Origin of the sequence: Streptomyces sp. 6N223 (genome assembly GCF_052246635.1) — a bacterium.
Classification (GTDB): domain Bacteria; phylum Actinomycetota; class Actinomycetes; order Streptomycetales; family Streptomycetaceae; genus Streptomyces.
The window spans coordinates 1-21,927 of the sequence record NZ_JBQQCA010000062.1 but is presented as its reverse complement, the minus strand read 5'-3'; the positions used below and the strand labels follow the sequence as shown (position 1 = coordinate 21,927).

17 protein-coding genes are annotated in these 21,927 nt (G+C 73.2%); 9 read left to right on the top strand and 8 right to left on the bottom strand.

Features of this window, described 5'->3' with window-relative positions:
* Positions 1-154 precede the first annotated feature (154 nt).
* Together ACTWQH_RS27980 and ACTWQH_RS27975 are read right to left on the bottom strand one after the other, a co-directional pair.
* Positions 155-1,192: a hypothetical protein gene (locus ACTWQH_RS27980; protein ID WP_443289560.1), complete on the bottom strand. Its 1,038-nt coding sequence runs from the start codon at positions 1,190-1,192 to the stop codon at positions 155-157.
* Entirely contained in the window at positions 1,189-3,450 is a 2,262-nt protein-coding gene (locus tag ACTWQH_RS27975) for a PEP/pyruvate-binding domain-containing protein (RefSeq protein WP_443289559.1), read from the bottom strand. Before ACTWQH_RS27975 ends, ACTWQH_RS27980 begins: the two co-directional genes overlap by 4 nt.
* 283 nt (positions 3,451-3,733) lie before the next feature.
* Here ACTWQH_RS27975 and recD2 point away from each other — a divergent pair, with 283 nt between their 5' ends.
* Both recD2 and ACTWQH_RS27965 read left to right on the top strand, forming a co-directional pair.
* Positions 3,734-5,971, top strand: coding sequence for an SF1B family DNA helicase RecD2 (gene recD2 / locus ACTWQH_RS27970; protein WP_443289583.1), 2,238 nt, complete (start codon positions 3,734-3,736; stop codon positions 5,969-5,971).
* 147 nt (positions 5,972-6,118) lie between these two features.
* On the top strand, positions 6,119-7,444 hold the full coding sequence (locus tag ACTWQH_RS27965; RefSeq protein ID WP_443289558.1) for a citrate synthase: 1,326 nt from the start codon (positions 6,119-6,121) through the stop codon (positions 7,442-7,444).
* Between the two features lie 263 nt (positions 7,445-7,707).
* On the opposite strand, the gene ACTWQH_RS27960 is transcribed toward ACTWQH_RS27965, so the two are convergent.
* Complete coding sequence (locus ACTWQH_RS27960) at positions 7,708-8,010, bottom strand: heavy-metal-associated domain-containing protein (protein ID WP_443289557.1); 303 nt, start codon at positions 8,008-8,010, stop codon at positions 7,708-7,710.
* A gap of 138 nt (positions 8,011-8,148) precedes the next feature.
* On the opposite strand from ACTWQH_RS27960, the gene ACTWQH_RS27955 reads away from it, so the two are divergent.
* Positions 8,149-8,808: a DedA family protein gene (locus ACTWQH_RS27955; protein WP_443289556.1), complete on the top strand. Its 660-nt coding sequence runs from the start codon at positions 8,149-8,151 to the stop codon at positions 8,806-8,808.
* Here the strand turns inward: ACTWQH_RS27955 and ACTWQH_RS27950 are convergent.
* The 5 genes from ACTWQH_RS27950 to iolC form a co-directional block, all read right to left on the bottom strand.
* On the bottom strand, positions 8,780-10,282 hold the full coding sequence (locus tag ACTWQH_RS27950; RefSeq protein ID WP_443289582.1) for a CoA-acylating methylmalonate-semialdehyde dehydrogenase: 1,503 nt from the start codon (positions 10,280-10,282) through the stop codon (positions 8,780-8,782). The genes ACTWQH_RS27955 and ACTWQH_RS27950 overlap by 29 nt on opposite strands.
* Positions 10,283-10,311: 29 nt before the next feature.
* Positions 10,312-12,249 carry a 3D-(3,5/4)-trihydroxycyclohexane-1,2-dione acylhydrolase (decyclizing) gene (gene iolD, locus ACTWQH_RS27945; RefSeq protein WP_443289555.1) on the bottom strand — a complete coding sequence of 646 codons (1,938 nt, stop codon included), beginning with the start codon at positions 12,247-12,249 and terminating at the stop codon, positions 10,312-10,314.
* 445 nt (positions 12,250-12,694) lie between these two features.
* Positions 12,695-13,657, bottom strand: a complete 963-nt coding sequence (gene iolB, locus ACTWQH_RS27940) for a 5-deoxy-glucuronate isomerase (protein WP_443289554.1) — start codon at positions 13,655-13,657, stop codon at positions 12,695-12,697.
* Between the two features lie 35 nt (positions 13,658-13,692).
* Positions 13,693-14,571 (bottom strand): Cgl0159 family (beta/alpha)8-fold protein, encoded by an 879-nt coding sequence (locus tag ACTWQH_RS27935; RefSeq protein ID WP_443289553.1) that lies wholly within the window; start codon positions 14,569-14,571, stop codon positions 13,693-13,695.
* Complete coding sequence (gene iolC / locus ACTWQH_RS27930) at positions 14,568-15,623, bottom strand: 5-dehydro-2-deoxygluconokinase (protein ID WP_443289581.1); 1,056 nt, start codon at positions 15,621-15,623, stop codon at positions 14,568-14,570. The genes ACTWQH_RS27935 and iolC overlap by 4 nt, the downstream gene beginning before the upstream one ends.
* 277 nt (positions 15,624-15,900) lie before the next feature.
* Here iolC and ACTWQH_RS27925 point away from each other — a divergent pair, with 277 nt between their 5' ends.
* From ACTWQH_RS27925 to ACTWQH_RS27900, 6 genes are read left to right on the top strand one after another with little or no spacing between them, the layout of a single operon-like run.
* A complete protein-coding gene (locus ACTWQH_RS27925) occupies positions 15,901-16,923 on the top strand; it encodes a sugar ABC transporter substrate-binding protein (protein WP_443289552.1) in 1,023 nt (340 codons plus the stop codon).
* Positions 16,924-16,927: 4 nt separating this feature from the next.
* Positions 16,928-18,031 (top strand): ABC transporter permease, encoded by a 1,104-nt coding sequence (locus tag ACTWQH_RS27920; RefSeq protein ID WP_443289551.1) that lies wholly within the window; start codon positions 16,928-16,930, stop codon positions 18,029-18,031.
* Between the two features lie 5 nt (positions 18,032-18,036).
* Complete coding sequence (locus tag ACTWQH_RS27915) at positions 18,037-18,960, top strand: ATP-binding cassette domain-containing protein (protein WP_443289550.1); 924 nt, start codon at positions 18,037-18,039, stop codon at positions 18,958-18,960.
* 16 nt (positions 18,961-18,976) lie between these two features.
* The gene (locus tag ACTWQH_RS27910) at positions 18,977-19,882 is read left to right on the top strand and encodes a sugar phosphate isomerase/epimerase family protein (RefSeq protein WP_443289549.1); all 906 of its coding nucleotides are present in this window, start codon (positions 18,977-18,979) and stop codon (positions 19,880-19,882) included.
* A gap of 12 nt (positions 19,883-19,894) precedes the next feature.
* On the top strand, positions 19,895-20,941 hold the full coding sequence (locus ACTWQH_RS27905) for a Gfo/Idh/MocA family protein (RefSeq protein ID WP_443289548.1): 1,047 nt from the start codon (positions 19,895-19,897) through the stop codon (positions 20,939-20,941).
* Positions 20,942-20,946: 5 nt separating this feature from the next.
* A complete protein-coding gene (locus tag ACTWQH_RS27900; protein WP_443289547.1) occupies positions 20,947-21,828 on the top strand; it encodes a sugar phosphate isomerase/epimerase family protein in 882 nt (293 codons plus the stop codon).
* The last annotated feature ends 99 nt before the right edge of the window (positions 21,829-21,927 follow it).

The following is a 21,927-nucleotide window of genomic DNA, read 5'->3' as shown; positions in this document are numbered from 1 at the left end:
TTCCCCGATTCCCCGTTGTGATGGGCACGCACGCCCACACGGGCACACGTACGCGGGGGAAGTGACGCTTCACCAGGTGAACTCGGTTCCCTGGCGCGCGGCGCGGCGGGGTGGGAGGGGTGGGAGGGCCCATCGCCACCAGGCAAAGCCCCGATCAGCGGGTGTCGTTGCCGCTGACACGCGCCGCTCCGACGGCGCCGGTGCCGACGACGTGGAGCTGGATCCGGTCGATGGTGGCGTCCTCCAGGCAGCCCAGCAGCCGCATCTCGTCGTGCTCGCTGAGCGAGGGGTGGATCGTCGCCGCGAACAGGTTCTCGTCCAGCGCGGTCATCCCCGCCTGCTCCAGCGGGACCGATGTGGCGTCCCGGCAGCGCTCCCACTGCTGCCGGGCCGCGAGCTGCGCGCGGCCCTCCGGCAGGCCCTGGGAGTCCAGCGTGAACAGCACCGTCGTCGCCGAGTCGGTGCCGTGCGCCGGCGGCTGGGTCTGGGTCAGCTTGGCCAGGCCGATGACCAGGCCGACGCTGCCCGCGGCCAGCGCCACCCAGCCGGCGGCCCGCAGCCAGCCGCGCCCACGTCCGCCTCCGGGGCCAGGACCGGGGCCGGGACCGCGGCCGGGACCGCGGCCGAGCGCCGGGCGTTCGGGCAGGTCGGCCACCTCGCCGCCGACGCCGCCCGGGGGCGCGGCCAGCGGCGCGAGGCGGGCGGCCAGACGCCGGGTGGCGGCGGGCCGTACGGTGCGGCGGGCGACGCGCTCGACCACCCAGGCGAGCCCGGACATGGCCACCCCGGCCGCCATCAGCACCGGCACGAAGACGAAGGTGTGCCGCTCGCGCTCCAGCGCCTGGTCCAGCCAGGCGAAGCGGGCGGCGGGCGCGGCGCGGCCCACGCGGCCGGGGAGTTCGCCGCGTTCGGGGAACTCGGCTCCCCCGGCGTCCCCGATGCGCCCGGCCTCGCGCAGCCGCGTGAGGATCTCCTCCTGCCTGCGGTCGCCGTCGCGCACCCGCTGCTCCAGCCGCCCTATCCGGTCCAGCAGCATCAGGCCGAGCAGCAGCACCTCGACGACGAGCAGCAGGACGCCGCTGAGGATGGCGCGCTGCCACTGCCAGCGGTAGAGGTAGACCACGACGTAGCTGGCCGCGCCGAGCGCGACCATCCCGGCGAAGAGGTACGCCAGCAGCCTCGCCGACCTCATGACCGCGCCTCACTCGCCAGCCGCCGGGCGCCCCCGGCCCCGTCCTCCGGCCCGGCATCCGCGTCCGGCTCACCCGGCGTTCCGGAGCCGGAGCCGGAGTCGGCGACGGCCGCCACCTCGCCGGTCGAGCCGTCCACCACCACCCGCGTCCCCGGTGGGAAGCGGTCCACCGCGCCCGTCGCCCCCGTCACCGTCGGCAGCCGCAACTCCCTTGCCAGCACCGCGAGATGGGACAGCGGGCTGCCTGTCTGCGCCACCAGCGCGGTCAGCCGTGGCAGCACCGGCGCGAGCGCCGGGTCGAGGGTGCGCACCACCAGCACGGCCCCGTCCGGGCGCGGCCCGGTGCCGTCCCAGACCACGCCCGAGACACGGCCGCCGGAGACGCCCTGCCCGCCGCCCGGCGCCGACGCGGCGTCCGCGCCGCCGGCCCCGGCCCGCTCGGCGACCACCAGGCCGCCCTCGGCCAGCCGGAAGGCGTCCGGCAGCGGGGCCCCGCCCGGACGCGGCTGCCGCTGGGGCAGGTCCTCCGGCAGCGGGCCGCCCTCGGCCGCGCCGACCAGCTCCGGCCAGCGCAGCAGCGCGATCCTCGCCAACCGCTCGGGCTCCGGCCACGCCAGGCCGTCCCGGGCGGCGATGCGGTACGCCACCTCCCGCACCAGACGTACCTGGAACTCCTGGACCCACCGGACGCGCAGCCGCAGCGCCTCCCTCGGCCCCAGGCTCCCGGTGCCGGGCCCGGATCCGGCCAGGCCCTGCGCGGGCAGCCGCAGCGGCTCGGTCAGCGAGGGCGGCACGAGCGCCAGCACCTCGGGGCGGGCCGCGACGATCCGCGCGTCGTCGAGCCCCTCCGCGCGGCCGTGGTGCAACGCCGCCAGGGCGCTCGCGGCGGCGGTGCCGGTGCCGGTGGCCTGGCGGCCCGGCCCGCCCGGCCCGCCGGGCCCGCCGGCTTCGAGCAGCGCCCCGGCGAGGGCCTCCTGGGCGTGGAGCGCCACGAGCGTCCCGCGCGACCAGCGCAACGCCGTGACCAGCCCGGCCGCGCTCAGCTCCGTCGGCGGCGGCGCCTCGGCGAGCTGCCCGTCCACCTCGGCCACCAGCGCGGCGGCCAGGTCCGGCAGCGTGCCGTGCAGCCGGCCGACGCGCCAGGCGGCGGCGAGGCGCCGCATGGGGGGCAGCGGGTTGAGGGCGTTGAGGAGGCGGTGGCGGCGCGGCGCGACGCCCAGCAGCGTCAGGTCGGCCACGGCGTGCCCCTCGACGGTGGAGACCACGGGCACCTCGCGCAGCCGCGCGCGGGGCGCGGCCCCGGCGAGGTCCAGCGCGGCGGCCAGGCCGTGGGCCATCGGCGTGACCCACAGGTCCTCCTCCAGCGGCTGGAGCACGCCCGGCAGCGTCTCGGCCACCGGGCCGGGGCCCAGCAGCCGGGCGCGGCGGGCGGGGCGGGGCGCCATGGCGGTGATGGGGCGGCTCTGGAAGAGCCACAGCGTGCCGGTGCGCCCGTCGAAGGCGAACTCGATGTCCTGCGGCCCGCCGAAGACGTGGGCCGCGCGGCGGGCCAGCGAGGCCAGCCGCCGCAGCTCGGCGGCGCTCAGCAGGCGCGCGATCACGATGGGGTCGGCGCCCGGCTCCAGCCTGCCGTGCGGGGTGAGGTGGAAGCTGGTGCCCTGCTGGGCGCCGCTGACGAGGCTGTCGGGGCCGCCGCGGACCACGCTCACCAGGAAGCGGTCGGTGCGTCCGGCCACCGGGTCGGCGCCGAAGAGCACGCCGCCGAGGCGGGCGCGCACCATCGGCTGCACCAGCACGGCCATCGCCGCCTCGGACTCCAGGCGCGCGGCGGAGGCGCGCACGGTGCGCGCCTCGGTGAAGGCGTCCCAGCCGCGCACGTCGAGCACGGAGTCGAACTGGCCGGCCATGGAGGACTCGGCGGTGTCCTCGGCCGCGGAGGAGGAGCGGACCACCAGCGGCCTGGCCCCGTTGAGGCTCAGCTTCCGCCAGGCGGTGAGGAGTCCGGGCCCGGCGGCGGGGCGTGTTCCCGCGTTCCCCGGGCCGGGCGGCAGCACGACGAAGCCCGGCAGCACCGGCAGGCCCGCCCCGGCTGCGCGGGCCAGCGCGGACGCCTTGCCGCCGGTCAGCTGGGCGTGCCGGGCCCGCTGGTCGGTGAGGGGCAGCGCGATGCCGTCCGGCTGCCACGGCGGCTCTCCCTCCGGCCGTCCCTCGGTCTCTGGTTCTGGATCGCGACCGCTGTTGACGTCGATGTTCAACATCTGCCTCCTCCGATCCGACCGGCCCGTGATGAAAGACGCCGGGAAAGCACGGGTACCTGACAGCAAAACGGGAAGTGTCGGAGATCTCGCCACTGGGTAACGCCTGCTGAGGACGCAACCATTCCGGGGCGTGGTGGGTCAGAAAGGTTCACAGGAGGGGAGCGAAGGGCCCGGAGGGTGGGGGGCCGGGCCCTTCGCCGTCACGCCGTCCCCCGGGCCTCACCATGCCGTTACGCCGCGTAGTCGCCGAGTGTCAGTGCCGGGGTCTAACGTCTGAGGCATGTTGTCGGGGAACGCGGTGCTTGAGGGCGTGCTGGAGCGCATCACGTACGCCAACGAGGAGAACGGGTACACCGTGGCCCGGGTCGACACCGGCCGGGGCGGCGGCGAGTTGCTGACGGTCGTGGGGTCGCTGCTGGGCGCGCAGGTGGGCGAGTCGCTGCGGATGACCGGCCGCTGGGGGTCCCACCCGCAGTACGGCCGCCAGTTCACGGTGGAGAACTACACGACCGTCCTCCCGGCCACCGTCCAGGGCATACGCCGGTACCTGGGGTCGGGGCTGATCAAGGGGATCGGGCCGAAGACCGCCGAGCGCATCGTGGACCACTTCGGGCTGGAGACCCTCGATGTGATCGAGGCCGAGCCGAAGCGGCTGATCGAGGTGCCGGGCCTGGGCCCCAAGCGCACGGCGCTGATCGCCGCCGCCTGGGAGGAGCAGAAGGCCATCAAGGAGGTGATGGTCTTCCTCCAGGGCGTGGAGGTCTCCACCTCCATCGCGGTGCGGATCTACAAGAAGTACGGCGACGCCTCGATCTCCGTGGTGAAGAACCAGCCCTACCGGCTGGCGGCCGAGGTGTGGGGCATCGGGTTCCTCACCGCGGACCGCATCGCGCGGGCGGTGGGCATCCCGCCCGACAGCCCCGAGCGGGTCAAGGCGGGCCTGCAGTACGCGCTGTCCCAGGCCACCGACGCCGGCCACTGCTACCTGCCGGAGGAGCGGCTGATCGCCGACGCGGTGAAGCTGCTCCAGGTGGACACGGGCCTGGTGATCGACTGCCTGGGCGAGCTGGCCGCCGACCCGGAGGGCGTGGTGCGCGAGGCGGTGCCCGACCCGGAGCACCCCGACGGCACGGTGACGGCGGTGTACCTGGTGCCGTTCCACCGGGCCGAGCTGTCGCTGGCGGGGCAGGTGCGGCGGCTGCTGCGCGCGGAGGAGGACCGGCTGGCGGCGTTTCAGGGCGTGGACTGGGAGAGGGCGCTGGGGTGGCTGGCGCAGCGGACGGGGGCGGAGCTGGCGCCGGAGCAGCGGGACGCGGTGCGGCTGGCGCTGACCGAGCGGGTCGCGGTGCTGACCGGCGGGCCCGGCTGCGGCAAGTCCTTCACCGTGCGCTCGGTGGTGGAGCTGGCGCGCGCCAAGCGGGCCAAGGTGGTGCTGGCGGCGCCCACCGGCCGGGCGGCGAAGAGGCTGGCGGAGCTGACGGGCGCCGAGGCGTCCACCGTGCACCGGCTGCTGGAGCTCAAGCCCGGCGGGGACGCGGCGTACGACCGGGACCGGCCGCTGGACGCGGACCTGGTGGTGGTGGACGAGGCGTCCATGCTCGACCTGCTGCTGGCGAACAAGCTGGTCAAGGCCGTGGCGCCGGGCGCGCACCTGCTGCTGGTGGGGGACGTGGACCAGCTGCCCTCGGTGGGGGCGGGGGAGGTGCTGCGGGACCTGCTGGCCGAGGGCGGGCCGGTGCCGGCGGTGCGGCTGACGCGGATCTTCCGGCAGGCGCAGCAGTCGGGTGTGGTGACCAACGCCCACCGCATCAACGCCGGCATGCCGCCGGTCACCCAGGGGCTGGCCGACTTCTTCCTCTTCGTGGAGGACGACACCGAGGAGGCGGGGAAGCTGGCGGTGGACGTGGCCGCCCGCCGCGTCCCCGCCCGTTTCGGGCTCGACGCGCGGCGGGACGTGCAGGTGCTCACGCCCATGCACCGGGGCCCGGCCGGGGCGGGGGTGCTGAACGGGCTGCTCCAGCAGGCGGTCACCCCGGCCCGCCCGGGGCTGCCGGAGAAGCGCTTCGGCGGCCGCGTCTTCCGCGTGGGCGACAAAGTTACGCAGATCAGAAATAATTATGAGAAGGGCGCCAACGGCGTCTTCAACGGCACGGTCGGCGTGGTGACGGGCCTGGATGCGGACGAGCAGCGACTGACCGTGGTCACCGACGAGGACGAGGAGGTGGGGTACGACTTCTCGGAGCTGGACGAGCTGGCCCACGCCTACGCCGTCACCATCCACCGCTCCCAGGGCAGCGAGTATCCCTGCGTGGTCGTTCCTGTGACGATGAGCGCCTGGATGATGCTCCAGCGGAACCTGTTGTATACGGCCGTCACCCGGGCCAAGAAGCTGGTGGTGCTGGTCGGTTCGCGGCGGGCGCTCGGCCAGGCCGTGCGCAGCGTCTCGGCGGGCCGGCGGTGCACCGCGCTCGACGCCCGCCTGGCGGGGCGGCTGGAGTCGCTGGCCGAGCCGCGGCCCTGAAGCTCCCGCTATGCGGTGTTTGGGGGGCGCGAATGCGGCACCGCGTGCCAGAAGCTGAGCCAAAATCCGACCCCGAGTGCACCATTCGGCCCCGGATGAGGGACAGTGGAAGGAGTCAGGGCACCTCGAAGAAGAGGCACAACGTCGGTGAGGGATGACGTGAGCGAAAACCGCTACGACGACACAGCAGACAAAGCAGTATTCCTGCGGTACGGAGAGAACGAGTACCGCTACCCGCTGGTGGAGAGCTCGGTCGGCGATCAGGGCTTCGACATCGGCAAGCTGCGCGCCCAGACCGGTCTGGTGACCCTGGACTCCGGTTACGGCAACACTTCGGCGTGCACTTCGGCGATTACGTACCTCGATGGCGAGAAGGGCATTCTTCGTTACCGTGGGTATCCGATCGAGCAGCTCGCGGAGCGCGGCTCCTTCCTGGAGACGGCGTACCTGCTGATCTACGGCGAGCTGCCGACGGTGGACGAGCTGGCGGCGTTCCGTAACGAGATCACCCAGCACACGCTGCTGCACGAGGACGTCAAGCGCTTCTTTGACGGGTTCCCCCGGGACGCCCACCCGATGGCGATGCTCACCTCCGTGGTGAGCGCGCTGTCCACGTTCTACCAGGACAGCCACAACCCGCTCGACCCCGAGCAGCGGCACATCTCCACGATCCGGCTGCTGGCGAAGCTGCCGACGATCGCGGCGTACGCCTACAAGAAGGCCATGGGCCATCCCTTCGTCTACCCCAGCAACGACCTGGGGTACGTGGAGAACTTCCTGCGCATGACCTTCTCGGTCCCGGCCGAGGACTATCAGCTCGACCCGGTCGTGACCGGCGCGCTGGACAAGCTGCTCATCCTGCACGCCGACCACGAGCAGAACTGCTCCACCTCCACGGTGCGGATCGTCGGCTCCTCGCAGGCCAACCTCTTCGTCTCCGTCTCCGCCGGGATCAACGCGCTGTGGGGCCCCCTCCACGGCGGGGCGAACGCGGCGGTGCTGGAGATGCTGGAGAGCATCCAGCGCGAGGGCGGCGACGTGGACACCTTCATCCGCAAGGTGAAGAACAAGGAGCAGGGCGTCAAGCTCATGGGCTTCGGGCACCGGGTCTACAAGAACTTCGACCCGCGCGCGAAGATCATCAAGGCGGCGGCGCACGACGTGCTGTCCGCGCTGGGCAAGTCCGACGAGCTGCTGGACATCGCCCTGCGCCTGGAGGAACACGCCCTGAGCGACGACTACTTCGTGTCGCGCAAGCTCTATCCGAACGTCGACTTCTACACCGGTCTCATCTACCGGGCCATGGGCTTTCCGGCCAGCATGTTCACGGTGCTCTTCGCGCTGGGGCGGCTGCCGGGCTGGATCGCCCAGTGGCACGAGATGATCACCGACCCGTCCACGCGGATCGGCCGCCCGCGGCAGGTCTACACGGGTGTGGTGGAGCGTGACTACCTGCCGGTGGAGCAGCGTTAGGAGAAGTGGTTGAACCCGCGGTGGAAGGGTTGCGGGCAGCGCCCTATACTGTGACACGGGTCACACCAACTGCTCTGCAACCTTTTTCCGAGCTGTGGGTCTAACCGGTCGACGTTGGCGCGGATTCGGCTGGATCCACGCCGGCGGCCGTCCAGCCGGGGTCCCGTGGGGGGACGCTCTGAGCGGACGGCAGGAAGCGCCCCGCGCCGGGCCCTGTGGGGGGACCCGTAGCGGGGCGCTTCTCCCTGTGCGCTTCCCGGCGGTCAGGCCTTGCCGACGAGCTCGTACCCGGCCTCGTCGATGGCGGCCCGCACGGCGTCGTCGGTCAGTGGCGCCTCGGAGACGACGGTCACCAGCCCGGTGGCGGCGGTGGCCTTGACCTCGGTGACGCCCGGCAGGGCCGAGACCTCCGAGGAGACGGCGCCCTCGCAGTGTCCGCAGCTCATTCCGGAGACCTTGTACGTGGTGGTGGTCATGGGCTTCCTCCTGTCGGCTTCCCCCCACCATACGCAATACCCCTGAGGGGTATGAAGTGCGGTATGACACCGGCATGAAGCCGCACGCACGTGCCGTCACCCGCCCCCTAGGGGACGGAACGCGCCTGCCCGGGTAAGTCCCCAGTATCGGCCCGAGCTTGTTCCGGCCGTGGGCTAGACGTGTCAGCTTTGGCTTTCAGGTAAGTCGACGGAAACGGACGGGCAGGCATGGACGGTGCGTTGTGGATGTACGCCCTGCTGGCGTTGGGCACCGCGCCCCCGCTCGTCCCCAACTCCGCGATGATCGCCACCGCGGGAGCCCTCGCCGCCGACGGCGAACTCAACCTCGTCGTCCTGCTGCTGGTGGTGGCCGGCTCCGCCCTCGCCGGCGACGCCGCCGTCTTCGGCCTCGGACGCCTGACCAGCGGCCGCGCCCTGGGCTGGCTCTCCCGCACCAAACGCCGCCGCGCCGCCCTGGAGTGGGTCGCCGGCCGCATCCACGCCCACGGCGTGCCGTTCGTGGCCGCCGTCCGCTTCCTGCCCAGCGGCCGCCTCATCGGCGGGCTGACCGCCGCCATCGTCCGCTACCCCCTGCACCGCTTCCTCCTCGGCGCGGCCATCGCCGAGGCGATATGGGCGTCCTACTCCGTCGGCATCGGCTACTGGGGCGGCTCCGTCCTCGACAACACCTGGGTCGCCCTGGCCATCGGCCCCGCCCTCTCCCTCCTCGTCGCGACCGCCGCCCAGCTCCTCAGCAGGCGCTCCCGCCGCGCCGCCGCCCGGGCCGCCCGCCCCACCGGGAGCCGCGTCCGGGCATCCGGCGGGCCGCCCGCCCCCGACCCCGACCGGCGGCGGCAGCTCAGTGGTTGCTGGGGAAGCCGAGGTTGATGCCGCCCTCCGCCGTCGCCGGGTCCGGCCACCGGGTGGTGATGACCTTGCCGCGCGTGTAGAACCGCACCCCGTCGTTGCCGTAGATGTGGTGGTCGCCGAAGAGCGACTCCTTCCAGCCGCCGAAGGAGTGGTAGCCCACCGGCACCGGGATCGGCACGTTCACGCCGACCATGCCCGCCTCCACCTCCAGCTGGAAACGCCGCGCCGCGCCGCCGTCGCGCGTGAAGACGGCCGTGCCGTTGCCCCAGCGCGAGGAGTTGATCAGCTCCAGCGCCTCGTCGTACGAGCCCGTCCGCGCCACGCACAGCACCGGCCCGAAGATCTCGTCCCGGTAGGCGTCCATCTCAGGCGTGACCCGGTCCAGCAGCGAGACGCCGAGGAAGAAGCCGCTCTCGTGGCCCGGCACCGCAAGTCCGGTGCCGTCGACCACCACCTCGGCGCCCTGCGCCCGCGCGGACGGCACGTACGAGGCCACCTTCTCCCGGTGCTCCGCCGTGATCAGCGGCCCCATCTCCGAGGCCGGGTCGTCCCCCGGCCCGATCCGCAACGCCGCCGCCCGCTTGGCGATCCTCTCCACCAGCGCGTCCCCGGCCGCGTCCCCCACGGTCACGACCACCGACACCGCCATGCACCGCTCGCCCGCCGACCCGTACGCGGCGTTGATCGCGTTGTCGGCGGCCACCTCCAGGTCCGCGTCGGGCAGCACCAGCATGTGGTTCTTCGCCCCGCCCAGCGCCTGCACGCGCTTGCCGTGCTCCAGCGCGCCCCGCTGGATCGCGCGCGCCACCGGCGTCGAGCCGACGAAGCTGACGGCCGCGATGTCCGGGTGGGCCAGGATCCGCTCCACCGCCGACCGGTCGCCGTTGACGACGTTCAGCACGCCGGGCGGGAAGCCCGCCTCGCGCGCCAGCTCCGCCAGCAGCAGCGAGGCCGAGGGGTCCTTCTCGCTCGGCTTCAGCACGAAGGTGTTGCCGCAGGCGATGGCCACCGGGAACATCCACAGCGGCACCATCGCCGGGAAGTTGAACGGCGTGATGCCCGCGACCACGCCCAGCGGCTGCCGGATCGAGGCCACGTCCACGCCCGACGAGACCTGCGTGGACAGCTCCCCCTTGAGCTTCTCCGCGATGCCGCAGGCCAGCTCCACGATCTCCATCCCGCGGGCCACCTCGCCCAGCGCGTCGGCGTGCACCTTGCCGTGCTCGGCGGTGATGAGGCGGGCCAGGTCCTCGCGGCGGGCGTGCAGCAGCTCCCGGTAGGCGTACAGGAGCGCGGTGCGGCGCGCCAGCGAGACGGTGCCCCAGGAGCGGTACGCCGCCTTGGCCGCCGCGACCGCCCGGTCCACCTCGGCGTCGGAGGCGAAGGCGACCTCGCCCGTCTGCGCGCCCGTGGCGGGGTTGAACACCGGCCCGGAGCGGCCGGACGTGCCCGGCGCGGTCTCGTTGTCGATGAAGTGAGAAATGGTGCGCAAATCGGTCGTGCCAGGCATGTCAGGTCCCTTCACAGGTGGCGGCGCCGGGTGGCGGCGTGGCGTTCGTACTCCTCGCGCGCCTTGCGGGCGGCGTCGCGGGTCGAGGTCTCGGCGACGGGCACGTCCCACCACGCCTGCGCCGCCGGGGCGGTCGGCGCCGCGCCCGAAGAGGCGTCCGTCTCCACGTACACGCAGGTCGGGCGCGTCGAGGCGCGCGCCGTCGCCAGCGCCGCGCGCAGCTGCGCGTAGCTCTCGGCGCGCAGCACCTCCATGCCCAGCGAGGCGGCGTTGGCGGCGAGGTCCACCGGCAGCGGCTCCCCGGTGTAGGAGCCGTCCGCCGCGCGGTACCGGTACGCGGTGCCGAAGCGCTCCGCGCCCGTCTCCTCCGACAGCCCGCCGATCGAGGCGTAGCCGTGGTTCTGGAGGATCACCACGTTGATCGCGAGGCCCTCCTGCACGGCCGTGACGATCTCCGTCGGCATCATCAGGTACGTCCCGTCGCCGACCAGCGCCCACACCGGCCGGTCCGGCGCGGCCAGCCGCACGCCGATCGCGGCCGGGATCTCGTACCCCATGCAGGAGTAGCCGTACTCCAGGTGGTACTGGCGCGGCGAGCGGGCCCGCCACAGCTTGTGCAGGTCGCCGGGGAGCGAGCCGGCGGCGTTGATCACCACGTCCTCGTCGCCGACGACGGCGTCGAGCGCGCCGAGCACCTGCGTCTGCGTCGGCCGTGCCGCCTCGGATGCCGGGGCGAAGGCGGCGTCGGTGACCCGCGCCCACCGCAGCCGGCCCTCGGCGTACGCCTCGCGGTACGCCGCGTCCACGGCGTACCCGGCCGCGCGCAGCATCTCGCCCAGCGCCTCAAGACCCGCGCGGGCGTCGGCCACCAGCGGCAGGCCGCCCATCTTGTGCGCGTCGAAGGGGGAGATGGTCAGGTTCAGGAAGCGCACCCCGGGCTCGGCGAAGAGCGTGCCGGAGGCGGTCGTGAAGTCGGTGTAGCGGGTGCCGACGCCGATCACCAGGTCGGCGCGGCGCGCCAGGTCGTCGGCGACGGCCGTGCCGGTGTGGCCGATGCCGCCCACCTCACAGGGGTGGTCGTGCCGCAGCGCGCCCTTGCCCGCCTGGGTGGTGGCCACCGGGATGCCGGTGGCGTCGGCGAGCGCGGCGAGCGCGGCCCCGGCCCGGCTGTGGTGCACCCCGCCGCCGGCGATGATCAGCGGGCGCCGGGCGGCGCGCACCGCCCGCACCGCCTCGGCCAGGGCGCCGGGCTCGGGCGCGGGCCGGGGCACGCGCCAGACCCGCTCGGCGAAGAACGCCTCCGGCCAGTCGAAGGCTTCCGCCTGCACGTCCTGCGGCAGCGCGAGGGTCACGGCGCCCGTCTCGACCGGGTCGGCCAGCACGCGCATCGCCTGCATCGCCGCCGGGACGAGCGCCTCGGGCCGGTGGACGCGGTCGAAGTAGCGGGAGACCGGGCGCAGCGCGTCGTTGACGGAGACGTCGCCCGCGCCCGGGTGTTCGAGCTGCTGCAGCACCGGGTCGGCGGGCCGGGTGGCGAAGGCGTCGCCGGGCAGCAGCAGCACCGGCAGCCGGTTGACGGTGGCCAGGGCGGCGCCGGTCACCAGGTTGGTGGCGCCGGGCCCGATGGAGGTGGTGACGGCCTGCGCGGAGAGCCGGTCCTTCTGCCGGGCGTACGCGACGGCGGCGTGCACCATCGCCTGCTCGTTGCGCCCCTGGTGAAACGGCAGGGCGGCGTCCGGACCCTGCCCGCTCTCCACCAGCGCCTGCCCGATCCCGGCCACGTTGCCGTGGCCGAAGATCCCCCAGCAGGACTCGATCAGCCGCTCCCGCCGCCCGTCCCGCTCGGTGTACTGCGCGGCGAGAAAGCGGACGAGGGCCTGCGCGACGGTGAGGCGGTGGGCTCCGTCCTGCGGACGGCCGGCAGACGCCGCCGTGTTCTCGTGCGTCATGGGTGCACCTCCGGTGCGGTGTCCTGCGGACGGCTTGGGACGGCTGGGATGGGGTGGCTGACGGCGGCGCCCAGCCCCGGGGTCGCGGTCGGTCGCGGCCGGATTGCCTGAGCGGGCGCTCGGCTCCGGCCGGTGGGGGCCGGGCAGGCCGTCGTGCGGCTGGCCACTCCGCCTCCGGCGCGGTGTTCGGCGCACGGCCGTCGGCCGCGGCGCGGCGCGGCCGCGCCCACTTGGCCGGGGTGGCTGACGACGGCGTCCAGCGCTGGGTGGGGTGCAGGGGCGTCGGCGGCCGGGGGCCAGGGGGCGGAGCCCCCGGTCACGCCCCGAGGGCGCGAGCCTCCGCTTGCCTGATGCCGGATCGCCTCAGCGGGCGCTCGGCTCCGGCCGGAGACCGGGCCCGCCGGGCCCGCCGCGCCGCCGCCGTGTCGCGGCGTTGCGGGCGCCCTCACCGCTCCACCTCCGGCGCCGGCGCCTCGTACAGCGGCAGGCGCGGGTCCACCGGCTGCGTCGCCCACGCGCCGCGGATCCAGGCGTGGTCGGGGTGGTCGCAGATCAGCCACTGCCTGTCGGGCTCCGGGCCCGCCATCACGTTGAGGTAGTACATGTCGTGGCCGGGCGCGGCGATCGACGGGCCGTGCCAGCCGTCGGGGATCAGGACGGCGTCGCCGGTGCGGACCTCCGCCAGGACCTCGGTGCCCTTACCCTGCCCGGAGGGCGTCACCCGCTGGTAGCCCACGCCCTCGGCGGCCGGGTTGCCGGCCGCCGCCGCGGCGATCTCGAAGTAGTAGATCTCCTCCAGCTCCGACTCGACGCCGGGCCGGCACTCGTCGTGCTTGTGCGGCGGGTAGGACGACCAGTTGCCGCCGGGGGTCAGCACCTCCACGGCGATCAGCTTCTCGGCGTCGAAGGTGCCGGCGGCGGCGAAGTTGTTGACCTGCCGCGAGCAGGCCCCGGCGCCGCGCAGTTCCACCGGCACCTCGGAGGCGGGCCGGTACCGGGCGGGCAGGCGGCGTTCGCCACCGCAGCGGGCCCCGGCGAGCGCGAAGCGGCCGCCGCCGCGCGAGGAGACGCCGACCCGCGCGCCGGGCGGCACGTAGGCGAAGTCGCTGACGCCCGCGAAGACGCTGGCGCGCCCGCGCAGTTCGAAGCGCTGCCCGTCGGCGGTGACCGTGCAGGAGCCGGCCAGCGGCAGCACGATCCACTCGCTCTCCCCGGCGTAGAAGGCGTGCGAGCCGCCGGGCGCGAGCGGCAGCACGCGCAGCGAGGAGTGGCCCAGCACGCTCCGCTCGGGGGAGAGGTCCAGGGTGTAGGACCCCGAGCCGGACGACCCGGCCGGGACGTAGAAGTCGGAGGGGTGGGAGTCGGAGGAGTGGGAGGAGGTGGTCACGGTGCTCTTACGCCCCTTCATCGCGGCAGTCCGGCAGTCCGGCAGTCGTCTTTCGTTCACAGCAGGCCGACGGCGGTGTCCACGGCCGCGGCCACGTCCCCGTCGGCCGGGTAGAGCAGCGAGCGGCCGACGACCAGCCCCTGCACGGTGGGCAGCCGCAGCGCCTTGCGCCACTTCTCGTACGCGCCCTCCTGGTCGCCGTTGACCTCGCCGCCCAGCAGCACGGCCGGCAGCGTCGAGGTCTCCATCACCTGGGCCATGTCGTCCACGTTCTCCGTGACCGGCACCTTCAGCCAGGTGTACGCCGAGGTGCCGCCGAGGCCGGAGGCGATGGCGATGGAGGTGGCCACGGCCTCCGCGCTCAGGTCGTTGGTCACCTTCCCCGCTATGCGGCGGGAGATGAACGGCTCGACGAAGACCGGCAGCCGGTGCCGGGCCATCTCGTCGATGGCGCGGGCGGTGGAGAACATCGTGGCCAGCGAGCCCGCGTCGCTGTAGTCGATGCGCAGCAGCAGCTTGCCCGCGTCGAAGCCGAGGCGCCGGATGTCCTCGGCCCGGTGCCCGGTGAAGCGGTCGTCGAGCTCGAATGCCGCACCCGCCAGGCCGCCGCGGTTCATCGAGCCCATGACGACCTTGCCGTCGAGGGCGCCGAGCAGCAGCAGGTCCTCCAGGATGTCGGCGGTGGCGAGTACGCCGTCGACGCCGGGGCGCGACAGCGCGAGCATGAGGCGTTCCAGCAGCTCGCAGCGGTTGGCCATGGCGAGCCGGTCGCCGCCGACGGACAGGGCGCCGCGCGCCGGGTGGTCGGCGGCGACGATCATCAGCCGGCCGCTCTCGCCGATCAGCGGGCGGCGCACGCGGCGGGCGGCGGCCTCGGCGATGGCCTCGGGGTGCCGGGTGCGCACGCGGACGAGGTCGGAGATGCTGACGCTCAACTCGGGCTTCCTTCCTGGGCGTCCTCGGCGGCGTTCCCGGCGGCGTTCCCGGCGGCGTTCCGGGCGTGCGGGGCGCCCGGGGCGTTCTTCAGCAGGGCCTCGACCTCCGGGGCGAAGGGCATGGCGGAGGAGCAGGCGAGGCGGGAGGCGACCAGCGCGCCGGCGGCGTTGCAGAAGCGCATCATCGGCGCGAGGCCCCAGCCCGCCAGCAGGCCGTGGCAGAGCGCGCCGCCGAAGGCGTCGCCCGCGCCCAGGCCGTTGACGACCTCCACGGGGTGCGGCGGCACCTCGGCGACGCGGCCGTCGCGGTGCAGGGCGAGCACCCCCTCCGGGCCGCGCTTGACGACGGCCAGCTCGACCCCGGCGGCCAGCAGCGCCTCGGCGCAGGCGCGCGGCTCGCGCTCGCCGGTGGCGACCTCGCACTCGGCGAGGTTGCCGACGGCGACGGTGGCGTGGGCGAGCGCCTCGCGGTAGTGGGGGCGGGCCGCGGCCGCGTCGCCGTCCGCCCAGAACATGGGCCGCCAGTCGAGGTCGAAGACGGTGGCGACCCGGGTGTCCGCGCGCTGCGCCGCCCGCTCCGCGCCGCGTTCGGCGAGCGCCGTGAGCGTGGCCGTGCGGCTCGGCTCCTCGCACAGCCCGGTACCGGTCATCCAGAACACGCGGGCGGCCCGGATCGCCTCCAGGTCCAGCTCGTCGGCGTGGATGACGAGGTCGGGGGCCTTGGGCAGCCGGTAGAAGTAGAGCGGGAAGTCGTCCGGCGGGAAGATCTCGCAGAAGGTGACGGGCGTGGGGTACGCCTCCACCGCCGTCACCCAGCGGTCGTCGACGCCGAACTCCTTCAGCGCCTGGTGGCAGTAGTCGCCGAAGGGGTCGCGCCCGGTGCGGGTGATGACGGCCGCGGCGCGGCCGAGGCGGGCGGCGGCCACGGCGACGTTGGTGGGGGAGCCGCCCAGGAACTTCGCGAAGGACTCGACCTGGGGGAGTGGAACGCCGGTTTCCAGCGGGTAGATATCCACCCCGATGCGCCCCATCGTGATGACGTCGAGTGGCATGCCCACGCTCGCTTCCCTGGGTCGGCCCTGTGCGTGCCGGATCCACCCAAGGGTCGGTCCGGGATGGATCACCTGTCAATAGTTTGTCATTACATATGGACGTCCGGATCTGGGGCGCCTGGGATCGTTGTGCTGTCGTTACGTAAAGATGAAGTATTGTCCTGACAATCTATTGACAGATTCACTCCGGTGGGGGTTTGCTCCCGTCGCAACGGCCCTCCCCCGGGCACCTGCCCGGACGCCGACCCCGCTCACACCGAAGTGAGGTACCAGGACGATGAACGGCATCGCTCGTTTCCGCAGTTCACGCAGACTCTCCGCCCTCGCCGCCCTCGGAGCCGCAGGAGCACTGCTGGTCGCCGGCTGCTCCAGCGACTCCGGTGGCGCCGAGGCCGAGGAGCAGGCACAGGACGCCGTCGTCGGCAACGCCGGCACCGAGGAACTCAAGATCGCCATGATCACCCACGCGGCCCCCGGCGACACCTTCTGGGACATCGTCCAGAAGGGCGCCGAGATGGCCGCCAAGAAGGACAACGTCAACCTCGTCTACTCCAGCGACCCCGACGTCGCCGAGCAGGCCAACCTGATCCAGAACGCCATCAACCAGGAGGTCGACGGCATCGCCGTCTCGCTGGCCAACCCCGAGGGCCTGCGCGGCGCCATCGCCGACGCCCAGGACGCCGGCATCCCCGTGGTCAGCTTCAACTCCGGCCTCTCCGCCTGGAAGGACGTCGGCGCGCTGGCCCACTTCGGCCAGGACGAGGAGGTCGCGGGCCAGGCCTTCGGCGAGCGGCTGAACGAGGAGGGCGCCCAGCACGCCGTCTGCGTGATCATGGAGCAGGGCAACATCGCCCTGGAGCAGCGCTGCGCGGGCGTCAAGGACACCTTCGAGGGCGAGACCGAGACCCTCTACGTCGAGGGCACGGACATGCCCGCCGTGAAGTCCTCCATCGAGGCCAAGCTGCGCCAGGACGACTCCATCGACTACGTCGTCACCCTCGGCGCGCCGTTCGCCATGACCGCCGTCAGCGCGGTCAGCGACGCCGGCAGCGACGCCCAGGTCGCCACCTTCGACCTCAACAACGAGCTGGCGCAGGCCATCGAGGCCGGCGACGTGCGGTTCGCCGTCGACCAGCAGCCGTACCTCCAGGGCTACATGTCCGTCGACACCCTCTGGCTGTACGCCACCAACGGCAACTTCCCCGGCGGCAGCGAGGAGCCGGTGCTGACCGGGCCCGCCTTCGTCGACGAGACGAACATCGAGCAAGTGGCCGCGTTCGCCGCGAACGGCACCCGGTGATCCCATGAGCCACACAGCCGTGAGCAAACAGGGCCAGCCCGCGGACGCCGCGTCGTCCCCCGCCGTCACGGCGGCGGGGGGCACCCCCTCCGGGCACGACGGCAGGACCACCCGGCGTTCCCTGCCGCGCCGCCTGCTGGCCCGCCCCGAGATGGGCGCCCTGCTCGGCGCCATGGCCGTCTACGTCTTCTTCTACGTCGTCGCCGAGCCCTTCCGGCAGTTCGACTCCTTCTCCACCGTCCTCTACCAGGCCTCCACCCTGGGCATCATGGGCGTGGCCGTCGCGCTCCTGATGATCGGCGGCGAGTTCGACCTCTCCTCCGGCGTCGCCGTCATCTCCTCGGCGCTGACCGCCAGCATGTTCGCCTACCAGTACACGCTGAACGTGTGGATGGGCGTGCTCGTCGCGCTCGTCCTCTCCCTCGCCATCGGCGCGTTCAACGGCATCCTGCTGGTGAAGACCGGCCTGCCCAGCTTCCTGGTGACGCTGGGCACCTTCATGATGCTTCAGGGCCTCAACCTCGCCATCACCAAGGCCGTCAGCGGCAACGTCGCCACCGACTCCATCCGCGACATGGAGGGCTTCGACCAGGCGGAGAGCGTCTTCGCCTCCAACGTCAGCGTCCTCGGCACCAACATCCGCATCACCGTCTTCTACTGGCTCGCCTTCGCCGCCCTCGCCACCTGGGTGCTCTTCCGCACCAAGTACGGCAGCTGGGTCTTCGCCGTCGGCGGCAACAAGGACAGCGCGCGGGCGGTCGGCGTTCCGGTCACCTTCGTCAAGATCAGCCTCTTCATGACCGTCGGCCTCGCCGCCTGGTTCGTCGGCATGCACCAGCTCTTCGCCTTCAACACCGTCCAGTCGGGCGGCGGCGTCGGCAACGAGCTGCTCTACATCGCCGCCGCGGTCATCGGCGGCGTGCTGCTGACCGGCGGCTACGGCTCCATTCTCGGCCCGGTGATCGGCGCCCTGCTGTTCGGCATGGTCTCCCAGGGCATCGTCTACGCCGACTGGGACCCCGACTGGTTCATGTTCTTCCTCGGCGCGATGCTCCTGCTGGCCGTGCTGCTGAACCTGTACGTCCGCAAGCAGGCCACCCGGAGGTGACACCCATGGCAAGCACCACGACACCCCCTCTCGTCGAGCTCTCCGGCGTCGGCAAGTCCTACGGGAACATCCGCGCCCTCCGCGGCGTCGACCTCGCCGTCGAACCCGGCCGGGTCACGTGCGTGCTGGGCGACAACGGCGCCGGCAAGTCCACCCTCATCAAGATCATCTCCGGTCTGCACCAGCACACCGAGGGCGACTTCCGCATCGACGGGAAGTCCGTACGCCTCTCCAGCCCCCGCGAGGCCCTCGACCGCGGCATCGCCGCCGTCTACCAGGACCTCGCCACCGTCACGCTCATGCCGGTGTGGCGCAACTTCTTCCTCGGCTCCGAGATCACCAAGGGCCGCTGGCCCGTCCGCTGGCTCGACATCGCCGAGATGAAGCGGATCGCCGACGCCGAGCTGCGCCAGATGGGCATCGTCCTGGACGACCTCGACCAGCCCGTCGGCTCGCTCTCCGGCGGCCAGCGCCAGTCGGTCGCCATCGCCCGCGCCGTCTACTTCGGCGCCCGCGTGCTCATCCTCGACGAGCCGACCGCCGCCCTCGGCGTCAAGCAGTCCGGCGTCGTGCTGCGGTACATCGCCGCCGCCCGCGAACGCGGCCTCGGCGTCGTCTTCATCACCCACAACCCCCACCACGCCTACATGGTCGGCGACCACTTCACGGTGCTGCGCCTGGGCACGGTCGAGCTCAGCGCGCCCCGCGACAGCGTCAGCCTGGAGGAGCTCACCAACCACATGGCCGGCGGCGTCGAGCTCGCCGCGCTCAAGCACGAACTCGCCCAGGTCAGGGGCGTGGACGTGGAGGCCCTGCCCGGGGGGGCCGAGGTCGGCGACACCCCCGCCGCGCAACCCGCCCCGGAACCCGGCACGACCGGCACGACCAGCACGACCGGCACGACCGGCACCACCAGCAAGTCCGCGTAAGAAGGAGATCACCCCCATGTCCATGCCCGTGCTGGACCGCCTCCGGGTCGGCTCGGCCCCCGACTCCTGGGGCGTGTGGTTCCCCGACGACCCCCAGCAGGTGCCCTGGCAGCGCTTCCTCGACGAGGTCGCCGAGGCCGGCTACCCCTGGATCGAGCTCGGCCCCTACGGCTACCTGCCGACCGACCCCGCCCGCCTCGGCGACGAGCTCGCCAGGCGCGACCTGCGGGTCTCCGCCGGCACCGTCTTCACCGCCCTCCACCGGGGCCCCGCCGTCTGGGACGCCACCTGGGAGCACGTCTCCCAGGTCGCCACCCTCACCCGGGCCATGGGCGCGAAGCACCTCGTCGTCATCCCCGAGTTCTGGCGCGACCCCGTCACCGGCGAGCAGACCGAGCCCGCCGAGCTGACCACCGCGCAGTTCGCCGACCTCGCCTCCGGCATGGAACGCCTCGGCCGCGCGGTCCGCGACACCTTCGGCCTGCGCATCGTCGTCCACCCCCACGCCGACACCCACATCGACGGCGAGGAGAACGTCTCCCGCTTCCTCGACGCCACCGACGCCGGCCTCGTCGGCGTCTGCCTCGACACCGGCCACTACGCCTACTGCGGCGGTGACAGCGTCAAGCTCATCGAGACCTACGGCGAGCGCATCGGCTACCTCCACCTCAAGCAGGTGGACCCCGCCATCCTCGCCGAGGTCGTGCGCGACGCCACCCCCTTCGGCCCGGCCGTGCGGCGCGGCGTCTTCCAGGAACCCCCGCGCGGCATCCCCGAGATGCCTCCCGTGCTCCAGGCCGCGCAGGCGCTCGGCGTCGACCTGTTCGCCATCGTCGAGCAGGACATGTACCCCTGCCCGCCCGACCAGCCCTTCCCCGTCGCCCGGCGCACCCGCCGCTTCCTGGCGAGCTGCGGGGCGTAGGAGGAACCACGCATGACCAACGCCTCCCTCCCACCCACCGGCACCCTCGGCGTGGCCGTCATCGGCGCCGGCATGATGGGCGCCGACCACGTCCGTCGCCTCGACCAGGTGACCAGCGGCGCGCGCGTCGCGGCCGTCGCCGACATCGACGACGCCCGGGCCGGCGGCCTCGCGGCCGGGATCGACGGCTGCACCGCCCACACCGACCCCGTCGCCGCCATGGACGCCCCCGGCGTGGACGCCGTGCTCATCGCCTCCCCGGGCCCCGCCCACGAGGCCGCGCTGCTCGCGGCGCTGGAGCGCGACCTGCCCGTGCTGTGCGAGAAGCCGCTGACGCCGGACGCCGCCAGCGCGCAGCGCGTCCTCGAAGCCGAGCAGAAGCTCGGCCGCCGCCGCATCCAGGTCGGCTTCATGCGCCGCTTCGACGCCGAGTACCAGCAGCTCCACGCGCTGCTGGCCGCCGGCACCCTCGGCCGCCCCCTCCTGCTGCACTGCCGCCACCGCAACGCGTCCCTCCACCCCTACTTCACCAGCGAGATGCTCATCAACGACGCCGTGGTGCACGAGATGGACGCCACGCGCTGGCTCCTCGGCCAGGAGATCACCGCCGTGACCGTGATCCTCCCGGCCCCCAGCTCCCACGCCCCCGCCGGGCTGAGCGACCCGCAGTTCGTCGTCCTCGAGACCGAGCGCGGCGCGGTCGTCAACGTCGAGATCTTCGCCACCTGCGGCTTCGGCTACCAGGTGCAGGCCGAGGCCGTCTGCGAACGCGGCACCGCCCGCATCGGCGAGGCCCACGGCCTGATGACCAACGTCGAGGGCCGCTGGGGCGGCGAGATCGCCCCCGACTTCATCGGCCGCTTCGCCGACGCCTACGACCGCGAGGTGCAGGCCTGGGCCGACGCCACGCGGCGCGGCGCGGTCACCGGCCCCAGCGCGTGGGACGGCTACGCCGCCGCCGCGGTCTGCGAGGCGGGCGTCGCCGCCCAGCGCACGGGCGAGCGCCGGGCCGTGACCATGATCGACCGCCCCGCGCTCTACGCCCCCGAGGGAGGCTGACGCGGATGAAGATCGCCCTTGACCCCTACATGCTCCGCCACGTCCCCCTCCTCGACCTCCCCGGCGTCGTCGCCGAGCTGGGCTACGAGTGGATCGAGCTCTCCCCGCGCGAGGACTTCATCCCCTTCTACGCCCACCCCCGCGTCGACGACGCCACGGTCACCGCCTTCCGCAAGGCCCTGGCCGCCGCCGGCGTCGGGATCTCCTCCGTCCTGCCGCTCTTCCGCTGGGCGGGCCCGGACGAGGACGACCGGCAGGCCGCCGTGCGCTACTGGAAGCGCGCCATCGAGATCACCGCCGCGCTCGGCGTCGACCAGATGAACTCCGAGTTCAACGGCGCCTACACCGAAGCCGCCCGCTGCGAGGCCCAGTTCTGGCGCTCCACGGAGGAACTCCTCCCCGTCTTCGAGCGCGCGGGCGTTCGCCTCGCCCTGGAGCCCCACCCGTACGACTTCATCGAGGACGGCCACGCCGCCGTGGACATGATCCACGGCATCAACAGCCCGCTGCTCGGCTTCGTCTATTGCGCCCCCCACACCTTCCACCAGGGCAACGACGCGCCCGGCATCATCGAGCACGCCGGCGGGCTGCTGCGCATCGTCCACCTGGCCGACGCCTTCGACCACACCGCCTCCTCCGGCAACCGCTACATCGTCAACCCGCCCGGCGCCCCCGTCCGCGTCCACCAGCACCTGGACATCGGGCAGGGCGAGGTGAACTTCGACGAGCTGTTCCGCGAGCTCAGGGCCAACGGCTTCGACGGCACCCTCACCTCCTGCGTCTTCGCGTGGGAGGACCGGGCCGAGGAGTCGTCGCGCTTCATGAGACGGAAAATCGACGACTACCTCGCAAAGGTAGGCTGCTTCCTACTTATTGCTCAGAGTTGAGCGTTGGTCGGATATTTCGCTCTCCGCAGCGGCAGAGCCGGGTGCTGGAGTCCTGGTCCAAGGGCAGTCCGGACCGTTGGCGATCGGTGCGTTCCTGGA